Raw genomic sequence first — 18,896 nt, forward strand, 5'->3', positions numbered from 1 at the left:
GCCCCCTCACTCGTCGGTGTGGTTCTTGGTGTTGCGGTGCGCCAGATAGGCGAGGCCGGCGAACACCGTGGCGGGGGCGATCATGCCCGCGTAGAGCGTGTGCTGGATGCCTTCCGACAGGGTCGGATAGCCGTTCTCCGGCACGTTGGTGGGCAGGTTCAGCTTGTCGAACGGCACGGCGGACACCGCGAGGCACTGGGTGCCGCCCAGTTCCTTCTCGCCGTAGATGTGCGTCTGGTAGGCCGCCTCGACCAATTTCTCATGGCCGGAGCGCGGGCCGCCGACCTTGCCGGCGATGTCGCCGCGCGGGTAGTGGGTGTGCTCGCCGACCTTCAGCGCGGTGCGGCGCTTGGCTTCCGTCTTGAGGTCCTCCGTGCGGCCGAACAGCGTCGCCCCGGTGGGGCAGACGTCGGCGCAGCCCGGAAGCTCGTTCTTGGCGAGCTGCTGCTTGCAGAGCTGGCACTTTTTGATCTCGCCGAAGGCGTCGTTGTAATCGTACTTCGGCACGCCGAACGGGCAGGACAGCACGCAGTAGCGGCAGCCGATGCAGGCGCTCGGGTCGTGGTTGACGATGCCGGTCTTCGCGTCCTTGGTCATCGCCGACACCGGGCAGACCGACACGCAGGACGGATCGGCGCAGTGCAGGCACTGCCGCTTGATGAAGGCGAAGCCGTTCTCCGCTGCGTCCTTGGTGGCGCCGGTGCCGTGGCTGTAGGCCTTGATGACGTTCAGCGTCCTGGCCGACAGCTCCACCGGGCTGTCGTAGATCGGCTTGTCGCCGCCCCCCGCGTTCCAGCCCTGCTGGGCCGGGCCGACGTCGGGCGGCATGTGGTTGACCTCCTTGCAGGCGGTCACGCAGGCCTTGCAGCCGATGCACAGCGTGCTGTCGTAGAGCAGACCGACCGCGTCGGGCGGCAGCGGCTTGGGCGGGCGGACCAGTGCGTTGGCCTCCGGCGGGGCCGCGACCACGGTGGTGCAGGCCGCTGCGGCGGCCGCAGCGCTGCCCTTGACCGCGTTGCGCAGGAAGCCGCGACGCGAAACCGATGTCCTGCTTTTCGACATCATGTTCTTTGACATCATGTTTTTCGACATGGCGTCACCTCACTCGGCGGCGGTGGAGGAGGATTCGGTCTTCGCGTCCTGCTTGCCGAGCCGGCTGGAGATGACGGCACCGGCGCCGACCGCCGCGCCGGCGATGCCGGCGACCACCGCCGCGGCCCCGGCGGAGATGCCCTCGCCCTTCTCGACGGCGACCGCCGGGTAGGTGTTGGGCGGTGCCACCGACTTCAGCGAGGCCAGCTCATGGATGCCCTTGGTGAAGCCGACGCCCTTCTCGGTGCAGCCGAAGCAGGGATGGCCGGTGCCCACCGGCCAGGTGCCCTGGCCGACGTCGTTGAAGCCGATGGAGGGACAGTTCGCGTAGGTCTCCGGACCCTTGCAGCCGAGCTTGTAGAGACAGTAGCCCTGGCGGTGGCCGTAGTCGCCGAACTCCATGGCGAAGCGCCCGGCGTCGAAATGCGGGCGGCGCTCGCAATTCTCGTGGATCAGCCGGCCGTAGGCGAACTTCGGGCGCATCTTGTCGTCCAGCTCCGGCAGCTTGCCGAAGGCGACGAAATGCAGGACCAGCGACAGGAAATTGTAGGGGTTCGGCGGGCAGCCGGGGACGGAGACGACCGGCTTGTCCTTGATGATCTCGTTCAGGCCGACGGCGCCCGTCGGGTTGACGCCGGTCGACGGCCAGCCGCCCCAGGAGGAGCAGGAGCCCATGGAGATGACGGCGGCGGCGCCCTTGGCGCACTCCAGCACGGCGTCCTTGTAGGTCTTGCCGGCGACCTTGCAGTAGACGCCGCCATCCTTCGTCGGGATGGAGCCGTCGGTGACCATCAGGTACTTGCCCCAATTGTCCTTCATCGCCTGCTGCTTCCAGTTCTCGGCCTGGTGGCCGGAGCCGGTCATCAGCGTCTCGTTGTAGTCGAGCGAGATGGTGTCGAGGATCAGCGTCTCGAGCGACGGGTGGTGGGTGCGCAGCAGCGATTCGGTGCAGCCGGTGCAGGCCTGGCCCGACAGCCAGATCACCGTCGGGCGTGGTGCTGCCACGGCGGCGTTGGCGATCTTCACGCCGAAGGCGGGGGACAGGCCCAGCGTGGCGGCCACGCCCGTGCAGTAGGCCAGGAATTCCCGGCGGGACAGGCCGGCCAGCGCACCCTCATACTCGTCGAGATCGCCGATGTGCTCGGCGTCGAGATCCACATGTCCGTCGGGCATGATTTCCCCCAAAGACCCTTTTGCATTGATCTGCTGGCCGCCCGGTTGCCGGACGCCGGATGCGCAGCACGCCACGACGCGTCGTGGGAAACCCGAGGCGGGAAACCCACGGCGCGGCTTAATCCCTATAACTTATAGGGGTATTTTGGCGCGAAACGCTCGCCGGCATTGCACCAGTTTCGATGCCGGCGCGGCATTGATCTGCATCAAATGGGGTATGAGGCGGGTAAGCTTCGAACGCCGGGGGCGCATCAGCGGAAAGGATGCGTCGGGAAATGCTCCTCTCCGGCATGAAAGCCGGAGAGGAGGGGAGAGGGGGTCAGACCGCCTTCATCTGGCGGGTGAAGTCGTCCACGTCGCTCTGCAGGGTGCGCGCGTGGACCGACAGGCCCTTGGCGGCGCTCAGCAGGCCACCGGCGGCCTCGCCGGTGTGGTCGGCGGACTGCGACACGCCGGAGATGGTCGAGGAGACCTCCTGCGTGCCGATCGCGGCCTCCTGCACGTTGCGGGCGATTTCCTGGGTGGCGGAGCCCTGCTGCTCCACCGCGGCGGCGACGTTGGTGCTGATGTCGCTGATCCGCTCGATGGTGCCGACGATGCCGCTGATCGCGCCGACCGCCTGCTGGGTCTCGCTCTGGATGGCGACGATCTGGGCGGAGATCTCCTCGGTGGCGCGGGCGGTCTGGTTGGCGAGGCTCTTCACCTCCTGCGCCACCACGGCGAAGCCCTTGCCCGCCTCGCCGGCGCGGGCCGCCTCGATGGTCGCGTTCAGCGCCAGCAGGTTGGTCTGGCTGGCGATCTCGGTGATGAGGTTGACCACCGCGCCGATCTTCTCCGCCGCCTGGGCGAGGCCCTGGATGGTGCTGTTGGTGCGCTGGGCCTCACGCTCCGCCTCGCTGGCGATGCGGGCGGCCTCGCCGAGGCGCTGGCTGATCGAGCCGATGGAGGTGGAAAGCTCCTCGGTCGCCGCGGCCACGGTCTGGACGTTGCCGGTGGCCTGCTCCGCCGCCGCGGCGACGGTCGAGCTGCGGCGCGAGGCGTCGGCGGCGGAGTGGGTGAGCGATTCCGCGCTGCTGCGGATGTTGTCGGCCTCCCCGTTCAGGGTGCGGCACAGCCCCTCGATCTTCTGGGCGAAGCCGTGGGTCAGGGCCTCCAGCCGTTCCTGACGCTGGCGGCGCACGTCGATCTCGCGGCGCTCCTGCTCGGCCAGATCAGTGGCGCGCCGCAGCCCGTCGCGGAAGACCAGCACGGCCTCCGCCATGTCGCCGACCTCGTCGCCCTGGCCGGTGCCGGGCACCTCGGCCCCGGTGTTGCCGGCGGCGATGGTCTTCATCGCCGCGGTCATGCGGGCGATGGGGCGCGCGATCATGTCGCGGGCGACCAGAACGGCCAACAGGACGCCGAAGAGCACGCCGCCGATGCCGATGGCGAGCATCAGGGTGGTCCAATGCCGGCGGGCCGACACGAGCTCGTCGTGCAGGCGGTCGATCATGCCGTCCTGGTCGGCGCTGAGCGTCTGGATCGCGCCGTTGAGCGCTTGGCGGTTGCTGCGGTTGGCGTCGTTGTCGCCGTAGGTCCGGGCTTCCGCCGACCCTTTCTCACGGGCGAGGCGCACCAGCTCCGTGCGGAAGCGGATGAACTCCTCCGCCTTCGCCGCCACCGGGGCCAGCGCGGCCTGCCCCTCCGCCGGGGTAAGGCGCTTCAGGGTGCCGAGCCGCTCGCCGAGGGTGTTCAGATTGTCCAGCAGGGGTTTGCCGAACTTGTCCACCTCGGCCCGGTCGCGGGCCATGTAGACGCCACGCGAATCCATCACGACGGCCAGGACGAGGCCGTTGAGCTGCTCGCCCAGCACCTGCCGGTCCGACGCGCGTTCGATGGCCTCGGACTTGCCGGCCAGATCCTGCATGGCGGCCAGCCCCATCAGGCCGGTCACCGCCGCCACCGCCGCCTGCAGCCCCACGAGAAGATAGATCTTCGGCCCGATCTTTAGATTCTTAAGCGCTTTCAACATGCTGGACGTCCCCATTGCGGCGGTCTTGGGCCGCCTCTGTGCATGACGATATTGAGGTGCCCATTGGTTTCCGAAGCGTTAAATCGTTCTATGACACGTTGCCGCGTCACCATTGGAGCAGAACCAGACGAAACGCATATTGTTTTTTGAGCGAACCATTTTTCCTGGGAATACCGATGATCCCGGCGTGTTTGTCTTTCTAGAGGCGCAACGCGTCGGACCGGGCTGGTGGATCATGAATCCCATCGCCGCCATCATCGGAAAGATCGCTCAATCCATCGTTGCCGTTCTTCTTCTGGCGCTGACGGCTTGCGAGGACGGCGGCGGGGCTCGTTGGGCGCGTTACGGCGTCGGCTATGGTGGAAGCGGGCCGGTCTACACGCTGGGCCTCGGCCTTCCGGCTTACCGACTGGAGCCGCGCAGCTATTGGAACTACCCGGACTACCGTGGCCTTGGACCGGTGATCGAACTGGCGAGTCGACCAGGGAGCTGACCGGGCGATTTGCTGTTACGGAAAATCCGATTGAAGGGTCCCGCTCGGCCTTTTACCTAAAGAAGACTTGGAATGGTCAGGACGAGGCGGAGTCATGGCGGTCACCCGGGACGATCTGAAGACGCGCATCGGTCAGGCCCTGGGCGAGACCAAGGCCGATCTGGTCATCAAGAACACCCGTTTCCTCAACGTCGTCACCGGCGAGACCGCCGCGGGCGACATCGCTCTTTGCGGCGACCGGATCGTCGGCACCTACGAGTCCTACGACGGGGTGGAGGAGATCGACGGGTCCGGACTGACCGTCGTGCCGGGCTTCATCGACACCCACGTCCATTGCGAATCCACCTGCGTCACGCCGATGGAGTTCGACCGCTGCGTCCTGCCGCGCGGCACCACCACGGCCATCTGCGACCCGCACGAGATCTGCAACGTGCTGGGCGAGAAGGGCTTGCGCTACTTCCTCGACTGTGCCGAGGGAACGGTGCTGGACCTGCGGGTGCAGCTCTCCTCCTGCGTTCCGGCGACGGAGTTGGAGACTTCGGGCGCGCGGCTGGAGGCGGCGGACCTGCTGCGCCACAAGGACCACCCGAAGGTGCTGGGGCTGGCGGAATTCATGAACTTCCCCGGCGTCTTCCACAAGGTGGACGGGGTGCTGGACAAGCTGGCCGCCTTCGACGGGCGCCACATCGACGGCCACGCCCCGCTGCTCAGCGGGCGGGAGCTGAACGCCTACCTGTCCTGCGGCATCCGCAACTGCCACGAGACGACCAGCGCCCCGGAGGCGATGGAGAAGCTGCGCAAGGGCATGCAGGTGCTGATCCGCGACGGGTCGGTGTCGAAGGACGTGCACGCGCTGGCCCCGGTGATCCAGCCGGAAACCTCGCCCTTCCTGGGCTTCTGCACCGACGACCGCAACCCCCTCGACATCGCCGAGGAGGGTCACATGGACCATCTGATCCGCAGCGCGATCCGGCTGGGCGCCCCGCTGACCCATGTCTACCGCGCCGCCACATGGTCGGCGGCGCGCGGCTTCGGCCTGTTCGACCGCGGGCTGATCGCGCCGGGGCAGCGCGCCGATCTCGTCCTGCTGGACGATCTGGAGGAATGCGCGGTCAACCGGGTGATCCGCAACGGGCGGGTGGTGACCCCGGAGACCTTCGCCGGGCGCCCGGCGGTCAGCCCGGTGGGCCTGCGCTCCGTCAAGCTCCACCCGGTGACGGCGGAGGATTTCGCTGTGCCCGCCCGCGGCTCCGTCCAGTCGGTGATCGGGGTTCTGCCCGGCAAGATCATCACCGCCCATCTGCGGCTGGAGGTGCCGGCCAGGGACGGCAAACTGGTGGCCGATCCCGACCGCGACATCCTGAAGATCTGCGTCTTCGCCCGCCACGGCACCAACCAGAATGTCGGGCGTGGCTTCGCCAGCGGTTTCCACATCCGCGAGGGTGCGCTGGCCTCCTCGGTCGGGCACGACAGCCACAACATCTGCGTGGTCGGCGCTTCGGATGAGGACATGTCCATCGCCGTCAACCGCCTGATCGAGCTTCAGGGCGGCTTCGTCGCGGTGCGCAACGGTCAGGTGGTGGGCGAACTGGCCCTGCCGCTGGCCGGGCTGATGAGCCTGGAGCCCTTCGAGACGGTGGAGCGCCACCTGCGCAGCTTGCGCGCTTCGGTGCGGCAGATGGGATGCCCGTTGGCCGAGCCCTTCCTGCAACTGGCGTTCCTACCGCTGCCAGTGATCCCGCATCTGAAGATCACGGACCGCGGGCTGGTCGACGTCGACAAATTCGCGCTGGTGCAAGCGTAACCCCGGCAGATCCTGCCGGAGGGGCGGCGGAACTTGCCGCCCTTCCCGTGACAGTTTTCGTTCAACCCATTGAAAACCATGGAAAGCCATTTGGCCCGCCGCCTGCAAGGACCGGTCCGACGAACACGAAGAATGCCAGTCGGAGGGGCGTGCCATGGTTGGAATGAGCGACATCAGCGGCTTGGCGCAGAGCCTTCAGACGTCCATCGACGCGGCGATGAAGCGCGTGCAGGAGCAGGCCAAGCAGGCGACCGACGCCAAGCCCAGCGGTGAGGTCCAGGAGTACGAGCAGACCGTCCGCAAGTCCGCCCTGAACGCCGCGCCCTTCGCCACCAACGTCGGCACGCTGGTCAAGGACACCAGCCGTCTCAACGTGCTCAGCACGCTGGCCGCCAACGACCCGGCGGACTTCTACAAGTTCAATCTGGCGACGCCCGGCGAGGTCGCCCTCGGCCGCGTCGGCGACACCGGCGTGCGCGTTCAGCTGATGGACAAGCAGGGCAAGATCGTCGCCGACAGCAACAGCGAGGCCGGCGCCACCTACGACGCCTACAAGAAGTTCGAGGCGGGCACGCTGTCGCTCGACCGCGGCGACTACACGCTGCGCGTCTCCCGCGACAAGGGCGTGGCGGCCAAGGAGGAGAAAAACTACGGCCTCCAGCTCCGCATGGGCGACTACAGCAAGGACTACGACACCATTGCCAAGCAGCCGGTCAAAGGCGACAACCCGCTCCAACAGACGCCGCAGCTCCAGCGCCTGACCTCCCTGCTGACCGGCGGCACGACGACCAGTTCCGGGGCGTTGGGCATCCTCACCGGGGGAAGCGGCGGCTACAGCGGGCGCGGGTCTCTGCTGAACGGGCTTTTCTAAAGCGCCGGACTCCTCGCCATCCGCCTGTAGGCGCGGCCGATCCGTTGGGGCGCCGTCAGGCCGCGAGACGCAGCGACGCGGCGCCGAGCACGATGACCACGCCGGAAGCCAGGCGCACCGGGCCGACCCGCTCCTTGAGCACCAGGGCGGCCAGCGCCATGGCGAACAGGATCGAGATTTCGCGCAGCGCCGCCACCACGGCGACCGGCGCGATGGTCATTGCCCACAGGGCGAGCCCGTAGGAGGCGATGCTGGCCGCCCCGCCACCCAGCGCGACCATCCAGCGCCGGCGGGCGTGGCTCAGAAAGCCTCTGGCGTCGCGCAGCAGCGCACCCCCCACCATGGGAACGCTCAACAGCAGGAATCACCACAGCGTGTAGCCGGCCGGCGCGCCGGACAGCCGCACGCCGATGCCGTCCACCACCGTGTAGGCGGCGATCACCAGGGCATTGGCGAGCGCGCAGGCGGTGCCCCGCCACGATCCCGACGGACCCGATCCCCGCCCCAGCAGGGTCAGCCCAAGGATCCCGCCGCAGACCAGCACCGTTCCCGTTCAGGCAACGGCGGACAGATCCTCCCCCAGCAGGGCGCCGCTGCACAGGGCCAGGATCAGCGGCGGCGCGCCGCGCATCAGGGGATAGGCGTGGCTCATCGCCCCGTCACGATAGGCGGCGGTGAGCAGCCGGTAATAGCCGACGTGCAGCACCGCCGTCACGCCGAGGTATGGCGCGCTGGCGAGCGACGGCGCCGGAACGACGGGAAGCAGCAGCAGGGCGATGAAGGCGGACCCGGCGACCACCAGGACCGCGTCGGACGCGCTGCCGCCGCCGGCCTTCAGCGCGGTGTTCCAGCCGGCATGGAGAAGGGCGCCGGCCAGGACGGCGAGAAGGGCTTCGGTGGGCAAGGCGGGAGCCGGTTGGGAAGGGGGACGACGCGGAACGCATGCGGCCCGCCGGAAGGCAGGATACACGCACAGGTCCGCTGTCGGACAGTTCGATTGCCCGGCCCGATTGCCCGGCAGCGTTCTTTGCGCTAAGCGTTCGTCATGTCGACCGAAAGCTACCCGAACCTCCCGACCGCCGCCGCGTCAGCCCCGGCCGCCGTCCGTCGCGCCACCGCCATCGGTGGTCTGGCCATTCTGATGTGGTCCACGCTGGCGCTGCTGACGGCGCTGTCGGGAACCATCCCGCCGTTCCAGCTTGTGGCGATGTCCTTCGGCGTCGCCTTCATCATCGGGACGGCGGCGGGGGCCGCGCGGGGCAAGGATGTGATCGGCGTGCTGCGTCAGCCCTGGCGGGTCTGGCTGCTCGGTGTCGCCGGGCTGTTCGGCTACCATTTCTTCTATTTCCTGGCCTTCCGCCTCGCCCCCGGAGCGGCGGTCGAGGTCAATCTGCTGAACTATCTCTGGCCGCTGCTGATCGTCCTGTTCTCCGCCCTGCTGCCGGGGGAGCGGCTGAAGCGCGGCCATGTGCTGGGCGCGCTGTGCGGGCTGGCCGGGACGGTGCTGATCGTGACGGGCGGCGCGCGCGGCCTGTCGCTCGACGCCGGGGACACGCCGGGCTACCTGTCGGCCATGGCCGCGGCGGTGCTCTGGGCCTCCTATTCGGTGCTGTCGCGCCGCTTCGGCGACGTCCCGACCGAGGCGGTCGGCGGCTTCTGCCTCGCCACGGCGGTGCTGGCCGGGTTGTCGCACCTGCTGTTCGAGACGACGGTGGCGCCGTCCGGTGGCGAGTGGCTCGCGGTGCTCGCCATGGGGATCGGGCCGGTCGGCGCGGCCTTCTTCGTGTGGGACCATGGGGTGAAGCGCGGCGACATCCGGGCGCTGGGCGTGCTGTCCTACGCCACGCCGCTGACCTCCACGCTGCTGCTGATCCTGTTCGGGCAGGCGGCGGGGGGCTGGACCGTCTGGGTGGCCTGCGCGCTCATCATGGGCGGGGCCGTGCTGGCCAGCCGCGATATGCTGCGTGGCGATCGTTAGGGCGCTGAACGGGGGAGCGTAGGCGGGAGATGTGTTTTCTCCAACCGGCCTCATCACCCCGGCTCCCATCCTTTCGGCGCCATTTCGAAGCCGGCGAATTCGAAGGCCGGGGACACGGTGCAGCCGACCAGAACCCAGCTCTCCAACGGCCGCGCCGCCTGCCACGCGTGTGCCGGGACGACCCCCTGCGGGCGTTGGCCGCCCGCGAGCTCCATCCCGAGGATCAACCGCTCCACCGACCTCCCATCGCTGGAGATGGACAACTCCAGCGGCCCGCCGGCGTGCCAGTGCCACATCTCCACCGCGTCCACACGGTGCCAGTGGGAGCGCTCACCCGCCTGAAGCAGGTAATAGATCCCGGTCTTCACGCCGCGCCCGCCGCCCGGCGGGGCGTCCCGGAAGGTTTCCACATAGTGGCCGCCTTCCGGGTGGGGCTGCATGCCCAGCATCGCGATGATGCGCTCGGGCGTCAGGGACTCCATGGCTTCGCCCTCTCTCACGCCGCCCGCCATCATGCCGGAGGCGGCGCGGTGCGGCGGAAGCTGTCGAGGTCGGAGGCCGAGGCGAACCACGCTGCCAGCTCCGGACGGCCGACCCGCCAATCCTCGTGCCCGAACCGGAAGTCGAGGTAGCCGAGCGCCACCAGGATGGACAGCGTGCCGATGGTCAGGGTGCCGTCGAGGGCCGGCGCGTCGGCCTCCAGAACGTCGAGCGCGCGGGCGACGGCGCGGCGCTGGCGGTCCGCCCAGGAGTCGGAGCGCTCGCCGTCGGGCCGCTGAAGCTCCAGGCGGCGCAGGATGGCGGCGTCGCAGATGCCGTCGGCCAGCGCCTGCTGGCGCAGCGCCGTCCAGCGTGCCGGGCCGGAGACGGGGAACAGGCGCGGGCCGTCGTGCAGCGTGTCCAGATACTCCGCGATCACCGGGCTGTCGTAGAGCGCCGAGCCGTCGTCCAGGATCAGGGCCGGCACCTTGCCCAGCGGGTTGTCCGTCGGCAGGTCGGTGTCCGGCGCCCAGGCGTTGGTCACCTGCTTTTCGACCGCCGAGTCCAGCCCGCATTCGATGAGGACCATCGCGACCTTGCGGACGTAGGGCGAGGTCGGGCTCCAGCGCAGCTTCATCAAAATCTCTCCTCCCGTTCTGTGGGCGTCAGCGTAGCGCGAGGGCGCGCCGTCTTAAAAGCGGTCCTTCTTAAAAGCGGTCCTTGCGGCCGCGAATCTCCGCGAAGACCGCCACCGGGTCGGCTCCGGCCATGCCGAGGGCGGCCTGGACCTCCGGCACGTCGGCACGCAGGAAGGGGTTGGTGGCCTTCTCGGCGCCCAGCGTGGAGGGGATGGTCGGCTCCCCGCGCTCGCGCTGGGCGGCGATGTCCGCCGCGCGGGTCCTCAAGGCGGCGTTGTCCGGTTCCACCGTCACGGCGAAGCGGGCGTTGGACAGGGTGTATTCGTGGCCGCAATAGACGCGCGTGTCGTCCGGCAGGCCGCGCAGCTTGACCAGCGAGGCCCACATCTGGGCCGGCGTGCCCTCGAACAGCCGCCCGCAGCCGAGCGCGAACAGCGTGTCGCCGCAGAACAGCGCCTTGGCTTCCGGAAACCAGAAGGCGATGTGGCCGGAGGTGTGGCCGGGGACGAAAAACACCTGTGCGGTGAGCGATCCGAACGAAATGGTCTCGCCTTCGCCCAGACACGTCTCCATATCGGGAATGCGAGCGACGTCGGCGCGCGGGCCGATCACGTCGGCGCCATAGCGCGCCTTCAGCGCGTGGTTGCCGCCGATGTGGTCGTTGTGATGGTGGGTGTTGAAGATGTGCGTCAGCGTCCAGTTGCGCCGCTCCAGTTCCGCCAGCACAGGCTGCGCATCGCCGGGGTCGACGACCCCCACGGCGCCGCTGGCCGGGTCGCGCAGGAGGTAGATGTAATTGTCGGTGAATGCCGGAATCAGGTGAATGTCCATGGCCTTGGGCCCCTCCCGCATGAATGGACGTTTGATCGAAACGTGATAGCCTTGGGATGACCATGTACACCGATATCGTCGATCTCCGTGAATTCTACGAGTCCGGGCTGGGTCAGGCGGCGCGGCGGATGATCCGCCGGCGCATCCGCACCATCTGGCCCGACCTGCGCGGGCAGATCGTGCTGGGGGTCGGTTACACGACGCCGTACCTGCAGCCCTTCCGGGACGAGGCGGAGCGGGTGTTCTCGATCATGCCGGCGACCCAGGGCGTGACCTTCTGGCCGCCCGGCGGGCCGGGGCTGGTGGCGCTGGGCGACGAGGCGGACCTGCCGCTCGCCGACATGTCGGTGGACCGCGTGCTGCTCGTCCACGGGCTGGAGGGGACGGAGCAACTTCGCCCGATGATGCGGGAGATTTGGCGCGTGCTGGCCGGTGGCGGCCGGGTCCTGGTCGTGGTGCCCAACCGTCGCGGCCTGTGGGCGCGGGCCGACTGGACGCCCTTCGGCCATGGCTTTCCCTATTCGGCCTCGCAACTGAAGCAGGTGCTGCGCGACACCATGTTCGTGCCGGAGCGCACAGGGCACGCCCTGTTCCTGCCGCCGCTGCGCTCCCGTTTCCTGATGAAGACCGCCCCGGCCTGGGAGGAGGTGGGCGGACGCTGGTTCAAGGCCTTCGCCGGGGTCACCATGATCGAGGCGTCCAAGCAGATCTTCGCCGGGGTGTCGCGCAGGACCCAGCAGCCGGCCAAGCGCCGCCTGATCGTTCCACTTCCCGGCGGTGCGGCCCCGGCCCGCCGCCCGGCAGGGTCCGGCGCGTGGCGGGTGTCGGAGGAGCCGTAATCCTTGCTCCGGGGCCGTTGCGGTTTGTAACCTCCCGGTTCACCGCAGCGGATCGGACCCCATGGCGAAGGCGAGCGTTCTCATTGTCCCCGGACTCGGCAATTCCGGTCCGGACCACTGGCAAAGCTGGTTGCAGCAGCGTCACCCGTCCTTCACCCGCGTCGAGCAGGCCGACTGGGACGCGCCGGTCCTGGAGGACTGGGTGCGGTCGCTGGAGGAGGCTGTGGCCGCCGCGGCCGCAAAGGTGGTGCTGGTCGCCCACAGCCTGGGCTGCATGACGGTGGCCCATTGGGCCGTGCGACGCGGCTCGTCGGTCGGCAACGTCGCCGCCCTGCTGGTCGCCCCGCCCGACGTCGAATCGGCGGAGCACACGCCGCCGGAGGTCCACGGCTTCGCCCCGGTGCCCACCGACCCGCTGCCCTTCCGCGCGGTGGTGCTGGCCAGCCGCAACGATCCCTACGCCCGGATCGAGCGTTCCTGCGCCTTCGCGGTGGGATGGGGGGCCGACTTCATCGACGGTGGCGACCTCGCGCACATCAACACCGCCGGCGGCTACGGTCCCTGGCCGGACGGCGAGCGGCTCATCCTCGACCTGCTGCGCGCCGTGGACGGCGGCGCTTGAGCCGTTATTGCGGCTGGCCGGCCACCGTCTTCACGCCCTCGCCATAGGTGAATTCCGGCGCCCGCGCGAGTTCGGCCGCGGGGAGGTCCAGCGTCGGCGGTGTGGAGCCGTCGGCACCGGCCGCCGCGCCCGCGATGTCGGTGCGCAGCATGCTGACCGGCAGGGATCGCAGTTTTCCGTCCGCCCCGCTGCCCTCGGCTGGGGCCAGCACGATCCGTTCGATCGAGGCGGCGCTGCCGTCCAGCGTGAAATCCTTGATGGAGCCGCCGGGCTGGCCGTCGCGGGTCCGCACCTCCTTGCCGATCAGGGTCCGCGCCTCCTCCGGGGTCAGCAGATGGGGAATCGCCGCGACCGAGGGAGCGGCGCGCTTCATCTCGTCGGAAGGCGCGTCGCCGCCGAGCCCTTCCTGCGAGGCCGCGGGCGGGGTGGCCGGGGTGTCGTCCGGGCGTGGTGCCGTCATCAGCGGGGGACGCGCGGCGTCCGGTGACGCCTGCGGGGCCTGGGCCTGCGATGTCTGCGCCGATGCGGCGCCGGACAGCAGCAGGGCGGCGGCCGATGCGGCCAGGACGGAGGAGGGGACGAGTCGCATGGTGCGTGGCTCCCGCTGGACGGTTGTTGAACGGACTTTGCCTATCAACAGCGCCAGCGGGGCAGGGGTTGCATCGCCGGGAGGCGGCGGGGTCCGGTCAGTCCCGGCGCAGCAGGAAGACGCCCTGCTCGCCCAGCAGGTTGGCGAGCCCGGAATGGGCGTGGCCGGTGACCCGGCCGGTGCGGTTCACGATCATGCAGCGCTCGATGCGGATGCCCATCTCCTCCGCCAGGACGACGAAGTCCTTGATCGTGCAGAAATGGATGTTGGGCGTTTCCCACCACTGGTAGCCCAACTTCTCCGTCACCGGCATGCGCCCGGTCAGCAGAAGCTGCGCGCGGATGCGCCAATAGCCGAAATTGGGCACCGACACGATGGCCCGCCGCCCGATGCGGGTCATCGTCTCAAGCACCGTCCGCGGCTCCCGCATCGCCTGGAGGGTCTGGCTGAGGATCACGTAATCGAAGGCACCCGGCGGGTAGTCCTTCAGGTCGGTTTCGGCGTCGCCCTGGATGACCGAGAGGCCCTGGGCCACGCACTGGTGCACGCCGTCCATCGACAGTTCGATCCCGCGCCCGTCCACTCCCTTCCGGCGGGACAGGAAGGCGAGCAGGGCGCCGTCGCCGCAGCCGACGTCGAGCACGCGGCTGCCCGGCTCCACCATTTCCGCGATCAGCTTCAGGTCGGTGCGGATGCCGTTTCCGGTGGCGGTGCGGGCGGCGGACGGGGTGTCGTCGAGGGGGCTCATGGCCGGGATGTCATGGTCTGGATGTCCGTGTCAGGCCGCGGTGTTCGGCGCAGCCTTCCAGGAAGCCGCGGATCACCTGATGGAATTCCGGCTCGTCGAGCAGGAAGGAGTCGTGTCCCTTGTCGGTGCGGATCTCCACGAAGCTGACGTTGGCGGCCACCGCGTTCAGCGCGTGGACGATGGCCCGCGATTCGGAGGTCGGGAACAGCCAGTCGCTGGAGAAGCTGGCCAGGCAGAAGCGCACCGGCGTGCCCTTGCCGTCCTTGCGGAAGGCGTTGGACAGCGTGCCGCCCCCGTAATCCGCGGCGAGGTCGAAATAGTCCATTGCCCGCGTGATGTAGAGGTAGGAGTTGGCGTCGAACCGCTCGACGAAGGTGATGCCCTGATGGCGCAGATAGCTCTCCACCTGGAAATCGGCGTCGAAGCCGTAGGTGACGGTCTGGCGGTTCTGCAGGTTGCGCCCGAACTTGCGGTGCAGCGCCGGTTCCGACAGGTAGGTGATGTGTGCGGCCATGCGCGCCACCGCCAGCCCGCGGTGGGGGCGGGTGCCCTCCAGCAGGTAGTTGCCGCCGGCCCAGTCCGGGTCGGCCATGATCGCCTGCCGGCCGACCTCGTGGAAGGCGATGTTCTGCGCCGAATGGCGGGCCGCCGTGGCGATCGGCACCGCGGCGAACACCGACTCCGGATAGGCGACGGCCCATTGCAGGACCTGCATGCCGCCCATCGAGCCGCCGATCACGCAGAACAGCTGGTCGATCCCGAGATGCTCCACCAGCAGCTTCTGCGCGCGCACCATGTCGCCGATGGTGATGACGGGGAAGCCGAGGCCGTAGGGCTTGCCGGTCGCCGGGTCGGTCTCCTTCGGGCCGGTGGAGCCCATGCAGCCGCCGATGACGTTGGAGCAGATGACGAAATAGCGGTCGGTGTCGACCGGCTTGCCCGGACCGACCAGCATCTCCCACCAGCCCGGCTTGCCGGTCACCGGATGCTGGTCGAGCACGTAATGGTCGCCGGTCAGGGCGTGGCAGATCAGGATGGCGTTCGAGTGGTCGGCGTTCAGCGCGCCGTAGGTCTGGTAAGCGACCTCGAAGGGACCCAGCTCCGCGCCGCTGTCCAGCCGCATGGGCCGGTCCACCCCGAGCGTGACCCGGTGGCCGGGCATCGTCGCGGGCTCGGCAGGCACGGCGGCAGGCACGGCGGCGGCGGGATTCGGCGCGGACATGACGGGTCGAGGGCCTCCGGAAAACGGGAGCTCATAGCTACGGACCGGCGGTTGGGAGTGTCAACGTTTTCTTTGATTTCGCGCCGCTTGCGGACTACTACTATCCGGCTTTGGATTCGCTTTGGATTTGACGGTTTCCCGCCCCATGCCTCCGCCCAAGTCCCCGCTCGACGATCTGCGCCGCGAGATCGATCACATCGACGATACGATCCACGACCTGCTGATGCGCCGCGCCGCGGTGGTGGAGCGCGTCGGCGTCGTCAAAAGCCAGATCGAGGCCGCCGAGGGTCAGGTCAGCGGGAATCCCCAGACCCCGATCTATCTGCGCCCGGCGCGCGAGGCGGTCATCCTGCGCCGCCTGATGGCGCGCCACGCCGGCTCCTTCCCGGCGATGGCCGTCACCCGCATGTGGCGGGAGATGATCACCGCCTTCACCCGGCTCCAGGGACCCTTCGCCGTCGCGGTCTACGCGCCGGAGGACCGCCGCGGATTCTGGGACGTGGCCCGCGACCATTTCGGCAGCGTCGTTCCGATGACCGCCGTCAACTCCCCCGTCGCGGCGATCCGCGCGGTGTCGGAGGGCACGGCCACCGTCGGCGTCGTTCCCTACCCGGCGGAGGACGACGCGGACCCCTGGTGGCGCTTCCTGGTGTCGTCCGACGCACGCACGCCGCGCGTGGTGGCGCGTTTGCCCTTCGCCGGGCGCGGCAACGCCCGCGGCGAGGACCGCGACGCGCTGGCCATCGCGCTGGTCCCGCACGAGCCGACCGGCGACGACCGCACCCTCCTGGGGATCGAGCTGGGGCATGACCTCAGCCGCGGCCGGCTCAAGGATCATCTGGAGACGAGCGGCCTCGCCCCGACCTATTTCTGCACCTGGCACGCCCGCGACCCGTCCGGCCCGTCGATCCATCTGGTCGAGGTCGCCGATTTCGTCGACCACACCGACCCGCGCCTGTCCGCCTTCGCCGGCCGGCTGGGCGAGATCCCGGTGCGGATCAACATCGTGGGCGGCTACGCCGTCCCGCTCCATCTCTCCACCTCGTCTTTCCAATGACGCCCGCCCAATGATGCCCGCAAGGTCCGAGACCTGACATGACCCAGCCGAACAACGGCCCGGCGCCCCGCCCGGGGATTCTCGACATCGCCCCCTACGTCGGCGGCGAGCATGCGGGGCACATCCGCCTCGCCTCCAACGAAGGCGCGCTCGGCCCCAGCCCGCGCGCCGTGGAGGCCTACAAGGCCGCCGCGGGCGAGTTGCACCGCTACCCGGACGGCGGCTCCGCCAAGCTGCGCAAGGCCATCGCCGAGCGCTTCGGCCTGGACGCCGACCGCGTGGTCTGCGGCGCCGGCTCCGACGAGCTGATCGCCCTGCTGATCCGCGCCTATGCCGGGCCGGGGGACGAGGTGCTGTACTCGCAGCACGGCTTCCTGATGTACCCGATCGGCGCCAAGTCGGTCGGCGCTACCCCGGTTCAGGCGCCGGAGACGAATCTGACCACCGATGTGGATTCGCTGCTGGCCCACGTCACGCCGCGCACTCGGCTGGTCTTCGTCGCCAACCCGAACAACCCGACCGGCACCTACATCACCGCCGACGAGATGGCCCGGCTGCACGCCGGCTTGCCGGAGAACGCGATCCTGGTCATCGACGCGGCCTACGCCGAGTACATGAACCACAACGACTATTCGGCGGGGCAGGAGCTGGTCGACCGCTTCCCCAACGTGGTGATGACCCGCACCTTCTCGAAGATCTTCGCGCTGGGCTCGGTCCGGCTGGGCTGGGCCTATTGCCCGGCGGGGATCGCCGACGTGCTGAACCGCGTGCGCGGCCCCTTCAACGTCTCCTCCGCGGCGCAGATCGCCGGTGTGGCGGCGCTGGAGGACACCGAATTCCTGGAGCGCTCGCGCAGCCACAACACCGAATGGCGGGAGTGGTTCGTCCAGCAGGTCCACGGGCTCGGCCTGAAGACCCATCCCAGCGTGACGAACTTCGTTCTGGTCGACTTCGCCGGACAGACCGCCGGGAAGGACGACGCCGAGGCGGCGCGCCTGTTCCTGAAAGGCCGCGGCATCCTGGTCCGCCAGATGCCCGCCTACGGCCTGCCGAGCTGCCTGCGCGTCACCATCGGCACGGAGGCCGAGATGCGCGAAGTGGTGCAGGCGCTGAAGGACTTTCTGGCGGCGTAAGGCCGGAGTGGTTTCCCCTCTCCCGCCCCGGGAGAGGGAGGGGCCCGCCGTGAAGCGGTGGGAGGGTGAGGGTATAGGCAAGAATCAGCTCATTGATCCTTGCGCTACCCTCACCCGACCCTTCGGGCCACCCTCTCCCGGGACGGGAGAGAGGATCGCGCCGCTGCGCGCGTTTCCTCACGAGGCGGCCGGGCAAACTTTCCCTTGGTCATAGGGCGCCTTGGTGCTTTATAGCGGGGCGTTCTGCAACCCATCCGCAGCCGGTGCCCTGAGATCATGAGCGAGACCGCCGCCCCTCTGGCCGCCCCTCTGGCCGCCCCCCTGTTCGACCGCGTCGTCATCGTCGGCGTGGGTCTGATCGGTTCGTCCCTGGCGCGGGCGCTCACGCATTACGGGGTGGCGCGTCAGGTCGTCTGCGCGGACCGCAGCCCGGAGCATTGCGCCAAGGCGATGGAACTGGGCATCGTCGAGCGCGCCACCACCGATCTGGCGGAAGCGCTGGAGGGTGCGGACGCGGTGGTCCTGGCGACCCCCGTCGGCGCCTTCGCCGAGGTGGGGGAACAGCTCGGGCCGCTGCTGCGCCCCGGCATGATCGTGACGGACGTCGGCTCGGTGAAGCAGGCGGTGCTGCGCGACGTCGGACCGCACATCCCGGACGGCGTGCACCTGATTCCCGGCCACCCGGTGGCCGGCACCGAGCATTCGGGGCCGGAGGCCGGCTTCGCCACCCTGTTCCAGGGGCGCTGGTGCATCGTCACCCCGCCGCCCGGCGCCAACGAGGGCGCAGTGGACAAGGTGGTGGCGATGTGGCGCCGCATCGGTTCCACCGTGGAACTGATGGACGCCAACCACCATGACCGCGTGCTGGCCATCACCTCGCACCTGCCGCACCTGATCGCCTACACCATCGTCGGCACGGCGTCCGACCTGGAGGACGACACCAAGTCCGAGGTCATCAAATTCTCGGCCGGCGGTTTCCGCGACTTCACCCGCATCGCCGCCAGCGATCCGGTGATGTGGCGCGACGTGTTCCTGAACAACCGCGAAGCGGTCCTGGAAATCCTCCAGCGCTTCACCGAGGACCTGACCGCTCTCCAGCGCGCCATCCGCTGGGGCGAGGGGGAGCAGTTGCAGGACCATTTCACCAAGACCCGCGCCATCCGCCGCGGCATCATCGACGCCAAGCAGGCCTGACCGGTCCGGTTGCGCCGTTCGGCGGGCGCAACCGTTTGACGCCGTGTTTTCACATTAAAGTTTTGATAAATGATAATCGGACATATGTGAATTACACGTTTGACGGCAAAAGACGACTTGC

21 protein-coding genes are annotated in these 18,896 nt (G+C 69.0%); 9 read left to right on the top strand and 12 right to left on the bottom strand.

What is annotated here, in order from left to right; all coding sequences use genetic code 11:
- Positions 1-6 precede the first annotated feature (6 nt).
- The 3 genes from hybA to DS837_RS13470 form a co-directional block, all read right to left on the bottom strand.
- A complete protein-coding gene (gene hybA, locus DS837_RS13460) occupies positions 7-1,065 on the bottom strand; it encodes a hydrogenase 2 operon protein HybA (protein WP_247889918.1) in 1,059 nt (352 codons plus the stop codon).
- 36 nt (positions 1,066-1,101) lie between these two features.
- Positions 1,102-2,265: a hydrogenase small subunit gene (locus DS837_RS13465; protein ID WP_211102210.1), complete on the bottom strand. Its 1,164-nt coding sequence runs from the start codon at positions 2,263-2,265 to the stop codon at positions 1,102-1,104.
- A gap of 319 nt (positions 2,266-2,584) precedes the next feature.
- A complete protein-coding gene (locus tag DS837_RS13470; RefSeq protein WP_149165221.1) occupies positions 2,585-4,276 on the bottom strand; it encodes a methyl-accepting chemotaxis protein in 1,692 nt (563 codons plus the stop codon).
- A gap of 112 nt (positions 4,277-4,388) precedes the next feature.
- On the opposite strand from DS837_RS13470, the gene DS837_RS13475 reads away from it, so the two are divergent.
- The 3 genes from DS837_RS13475 to DS837_RS13485 all read left to right on the top strand — a co-directional run bounded on the left by DS837_RS13475 (position 4,389) and on the right by DS837_RS13485 (position 7,444).
- Entirely contained in the window at positions 4,389-4,769 is a 381-nt protein-coding gene (locus DS837_RS13475; RefSeq protein ID WP_247889919.1) for a hypothetical protein, read from the top strand.
- 94 nt (positions 4,770-4,863) lie between these two features.
- Entirely contained in the window at positions 4,864-6,573 is a 1,710-nt protein-coding gene (gene ade, locus DS837_RS13480) for an adenine deaminase (protein ID WP_149165222.1), read from the top strand.
- 154 nt (positions 6,574-6,727) lie between these two features.
- Positions 6,728-7,444, top strand: a complete 717-nt coding sequence (locus tag DS837_RS13485) for a hypothetical protein (protein ID WP_149165223.1) — start codon at positions 6,728-6,730, stop codon at positions 7,442-7,444.
- A 55-nt stretch (positions 7,445-7,499) separates the two neighbouring features.
- On the opposite strand, the gene DS837_RS32695 is transcribed toward DS837_RS13485, so the two are convergent.
- From DS837_RS32695 to DS837_RS32705, 3 genes are read right to left on the bottom strand one after another with little or no spacing between them, the layout of a single operon-like run.
- Positions 7,500-7,799: an EamA family transporter gene (locus DS837_RS32695; RefSeq protein WP_247889920.1), complete on the bottom strand. Its 300-nt coding sequence runs from the start codon at positions 7,797-7,799 to the stop codon at positions 7,500-7,502.
- Between the two features lie 9 nt (positions 7,800-7,808).
- Positions 7,809-7,988: a hypothetical protein gene (locus tag DS837_RS32700; RefSeq protein ID WP_247889921.1), complete on the bottom strand. Its 180-nt coding sequence runs from the start codon at positions 7,986-7,988 to the stop codon at positions 7,809-7,811.
- A 9-nt stretch (positions 7,989-7,997) separates the two neighbouring features.
- Positions 7,998-8,348: a hypothetical protein gene (locus DS837_RS32705; RefSeq protein WP_247889922.1), complete on the bottom strand. Its 351-nt coding sequence runs from the start codon at positions 8,346-8,348 to the stop codon at positions 7,998-8,000.
- A gap of 141 nt (positions 8,349-8,489) precedes the next feature.
- Here DS837_RS32705 and yddG point away from each other — a divergent pair, with 141 nt between their 5' ends.
- A complete protein-coding gene (yddG, locus tag DS837_RS13495; protein WP_149165224.1) occupies positions 8,490-9,422 on the top strand; it encodes an aromatic amino acid exporter YddG in 933 nt (310 codons plus the stop codon).
- 53 nt (positions 9,423-9,475) lie between these two features.
- On the opposite strand, the gene DS837_RS13500 is transcribed toward yddG, so the two are convergent.
- The 3 genes from DS837_RS13500 to gloB all read right to left on the bottom strand — a co-directional run bounded on the left by DS837_RS13500 (position 9,476) and on the right by gloB (position 11,371).
- Positions 9,476-9,904 carry a cupin domain-containing protein gene (locus DS837_RS13500; RefSeq protein WP_149165225.1) on the bottom strand — a complete coding sequence of 143 codons (429 nt, stop codon included), beginning with the start codon at positions 9,902-9,904 and terminating at the stop codon, positions 9,476-9,478.
- Positions 9,905-9,933: 29 nt separating this feature from the next.
- Entirely contained in the window at positions 9,934-10,539 is a 606-nt protein-coding gene (locus DS837_RS13505; protein WP_149165226.1) for a glutathione S-transferase N-terminal domain-containing protein, read from the bottom strand.
- A gap of 70 nt (positions 10,540-10,609) precedes the next feature.
- The gene (gene gloB, locus DS837_RS13510; protein ID WP_149165227.1) at positions 10,610-11,371 is read right to left on the bottom strand and encodes a hydroxyacylglutathione hydrolase; all 762 of its coding nucleotides are present in this window, start codon (positions 11,369-11,371) and stop codon (positions 10,610-10,612) included.
- Positions 11,372-11,433: 62 nt separating this feature from the next.
- On the opposite strand from gloB, the gene DS837_RS13515 reads away from it, so the two are divergent.
- Positions 11,434-12,210, top strand: coding sequence for a class I SAM-dependent methyltransferase (locus DS837_RS13515; protein ID WP_170295854.1), 777 nt, complete (start codon positions 11,434-11,436; stop codon positions 12,208-12,210).
- 61 nt (positions 12,211-12,271) lie between these two features.
- The gene (locus DS837_RS13520) at positions 12,272-12,832 is read left to right on the top strand and encodes an RBBP9/YdeN family alpha/beta hydrolase (RefSeq protein ID WP_149165229.1); all 561 of its coding nucleotides are present in this window, start codon (positions 12,272-12,274) and stop codon (positions 12,830-12,832) included.
- A gap of 4 nt (positions 12,833-12,836) precedes the next feature.
- Here the strand turns inward: DS837_RS13520 and DS837_RS13525 are convergent, their stop codons facing one another.
- The 3 genes from DS837_RS13525 to metX all read right to left on the bottom strand — a co-directional run bounded on the left by DS837_RS13525 (position 12,837) and on the right by metX (position 15,391).
- On the bottom strand, positions 12,837-13,421 hold the full coding sequence (locus DS837_RS13525) for a PRC-barrel domain-containing protein (protein ID WP_149165230.1): 585 nt from the start codon (positions 13,419-13,421) through the stop codon (positions 12,837-12,839).
- Positions 13,422-13,518: 97 nt separating this feature from the next.
- Positions 13,519-14,169, bottom strand: a complete 651-nt coding sequence (metW, locus tag DS837_RS13530) for a methionine biosynthesis protein MetW (RefSeq protein WP_149165231.1) — start codon at positions 14,167-14,169, stop codon at positions 13,519-13,521.
- 10 nt (positions 14,170-14,179) lie between these two features.
- Positions 14,180-15,391 (bottom strand): homoserine O-acetyltransferase MetX, encoded by a 1,212-nt coding sequence (gene metX, locus DS837_RS13535; protein WP_425599248.1) that lies wholly within the window; start codon positions 15,389-15,391, stop codon positions 14,180-14,182.
- A gap of 145 nt (positions 15,392-15,536) precedes the next feature.
- On the opposite strand from metX, the gene DS837_RS13540 reads away from it, so the two are divergent.
- From DS837_RS13540 to DS837_RS13550, 3 genes are all read left to right on the top strand, one after another.
- Entirely contained in the window at positions 15,537-16,448 is a 912-nt protein-coding gene (locus tag DS837_RS13540) for a chorismate mutase (RefSeq protein WP_149165232.1), read from the top strand.
- A gap of 38 nt (positions 16,449-16,486) precedes the next feature.
- Positions 16,487-17,581: a histidinol-phosphate transaminase gene (gene hisC / locus DS837_RS13545; RefSeq protein WP_149165233.1), complete on the top strand. Its 1,095-nt coding sequence runs from the start codon at positions 16,487-16,489 to the stop codon at positions 17,579-17,581.
- A 276-nt stretch (positions 17,582-17,857) separates the two neighbouring features.
- Positions 17,858-18,775 (top strand): prephenate/arogenate dehydrogenase family protein, encoded by a 918-nt coding sequence (locus tag DS837_RS13550; protein ID WP_149165234.1) that lies wholly within the window; start codon positions 17,858-17,860, stop codon positions 18,773-18,775.
- Positions 18,776-18,896: the final 121 nt, after the last annotated feature.

The sequence above is a fragment of the Azospirillum brasilense genome (assembly GCF_008365405.1).
Taxonomy (GTDB): Bacteria; Pseudomonadota; Alphaproteobacteria; order Azospirillales; family Azospirillaceae; genus Azospirillum; species Azospirillum brasilense_D.

What these genes read in the sequence shown, in the direction of transcription:
- ade (WP_149165222.1), top strand. Translation starts at nt 4,864, where the DNA reads ATGGCGGTCACCCGGGACGATCTGAAGACGCGCATCGGTCAGGCCCTG.
- DS837_RS13500 (WP_149165225.1), bottom strand. Translation starts at nt 9,904, where the DNA reads ATGGAGTCCCTGACGCCCGAGCGCATCATCGCGATGCTGGGCATGCAG.
- DS837_RS13550 (WP_149165234.1), top strand. Translation starts at nt 17,858, where the DNA reads ATGAGCGAGACCGCCGCCCCTCTGGCCGCCCCTCTGGCCGCCCCCCTG.
- DS837_RS13485 (WP_149165223.1), top strand. Translation starts at nt 6,728, where the DNA reads ATGGTTGGAATGAGCGACATCAGCGGCTTGGCGCAGAGCCTTCAGACG.
- DS837_RS13540 (WP_149165232.1), top strand. Translation starts at nt 15,537, where the DNA reads ATGCCTCCGCCCAAGTCCCCGCTCGACGATCTGCGCCGCGAGATCGAT.
- DS837_RS13515 (WP_170295854.1), top strand. Translation starts at nt 11,434, where the DNA reads ATGTACACCGATATCGTCGATCTCCGTGAATTCTACGAGTCCGGGCTG.
- hybA (WP_247889918.1), bottom strand. Translation starts at nt 1,065, where the DNA reads ATGATGTCGAAAAGCAGGACATCGGTTTCGCGTCGCGGCTTCCTGCGC.
- DS837_RS13470 (WP_149165221.1), bottom strand. Translation starts at nt 4,276, where the DNA reads ATGTTGAAAGCGCTTAAGAATCTAAAGATCGGGCCGAAGATCTATCTT.
- DS837_RS13465 (WP_211102210.1), bottom strand. Translation starts at nt 2,265, where the DNA reads ATGCCCGACGGACATGTGGATCTCGACGCCGAGCACATCGGCGATCTC.
- yddG (WP_149165224.1), top strand. Translation starts at nt 8,490, where the DNA reads ATGTCGACCGAAAGCTACCCGAACCTCCCGACCGCCGCCGCGTCAGCC.
- DS837_RS13520 (WP_149165229.1), top strand. Translation starts at nt 12,272, where the DNA reads ATGGCGAAGGCGAGCGTTCTCATTGTCCCCGGACTCGGCAATTCCGGT.
- metW (WP_149165231.1), bottom strand. Translation starts at nt 14,169, where the DNA reads ATGAGCCCCCTCGACGACACCCCGTCCGCCGCCCGCACCGCCACCGGA.
- gloB (WP_149165227.1), bottom strand. Translation starts at nt 11,371, where the DNA reads ATGGACATTCACCTGATTCCGGCATTCACCGACAATTACATCTACCTC.
- DS837_RS13505 (WP_149165226.1), bottom strand. Translation starts at nt 10,539, where the DNA reads ATGAAGCTGCGCTGGAGCCCGACCTCGCCCTACGTCCGCAAGGTCGCG.
- metX (WP_425599248.1), bottom strand. Translation starts at nt 15,391, where the DNA reads ATGTCCGCGCCGAATCCCGCCGCCGCCGTGCCTGCCGCCGTGCCTGCC.
- DS837_RS13525 (WP_149165230.1), bottom strand. Translation starts at nt 13,421, where the DNA reads ATGCGACTCGTCCCCTCCTCCGTCCTGGCCGCATCGGCCGCCGCCCTG.
- hisC (WP_149165233.1), top strand. Translation starts at nt 16,487, where the DNA reads ATGACCCAGCCGAACAACGGCCCGGCGCCCCGCCCGGGGATTCTCGAC.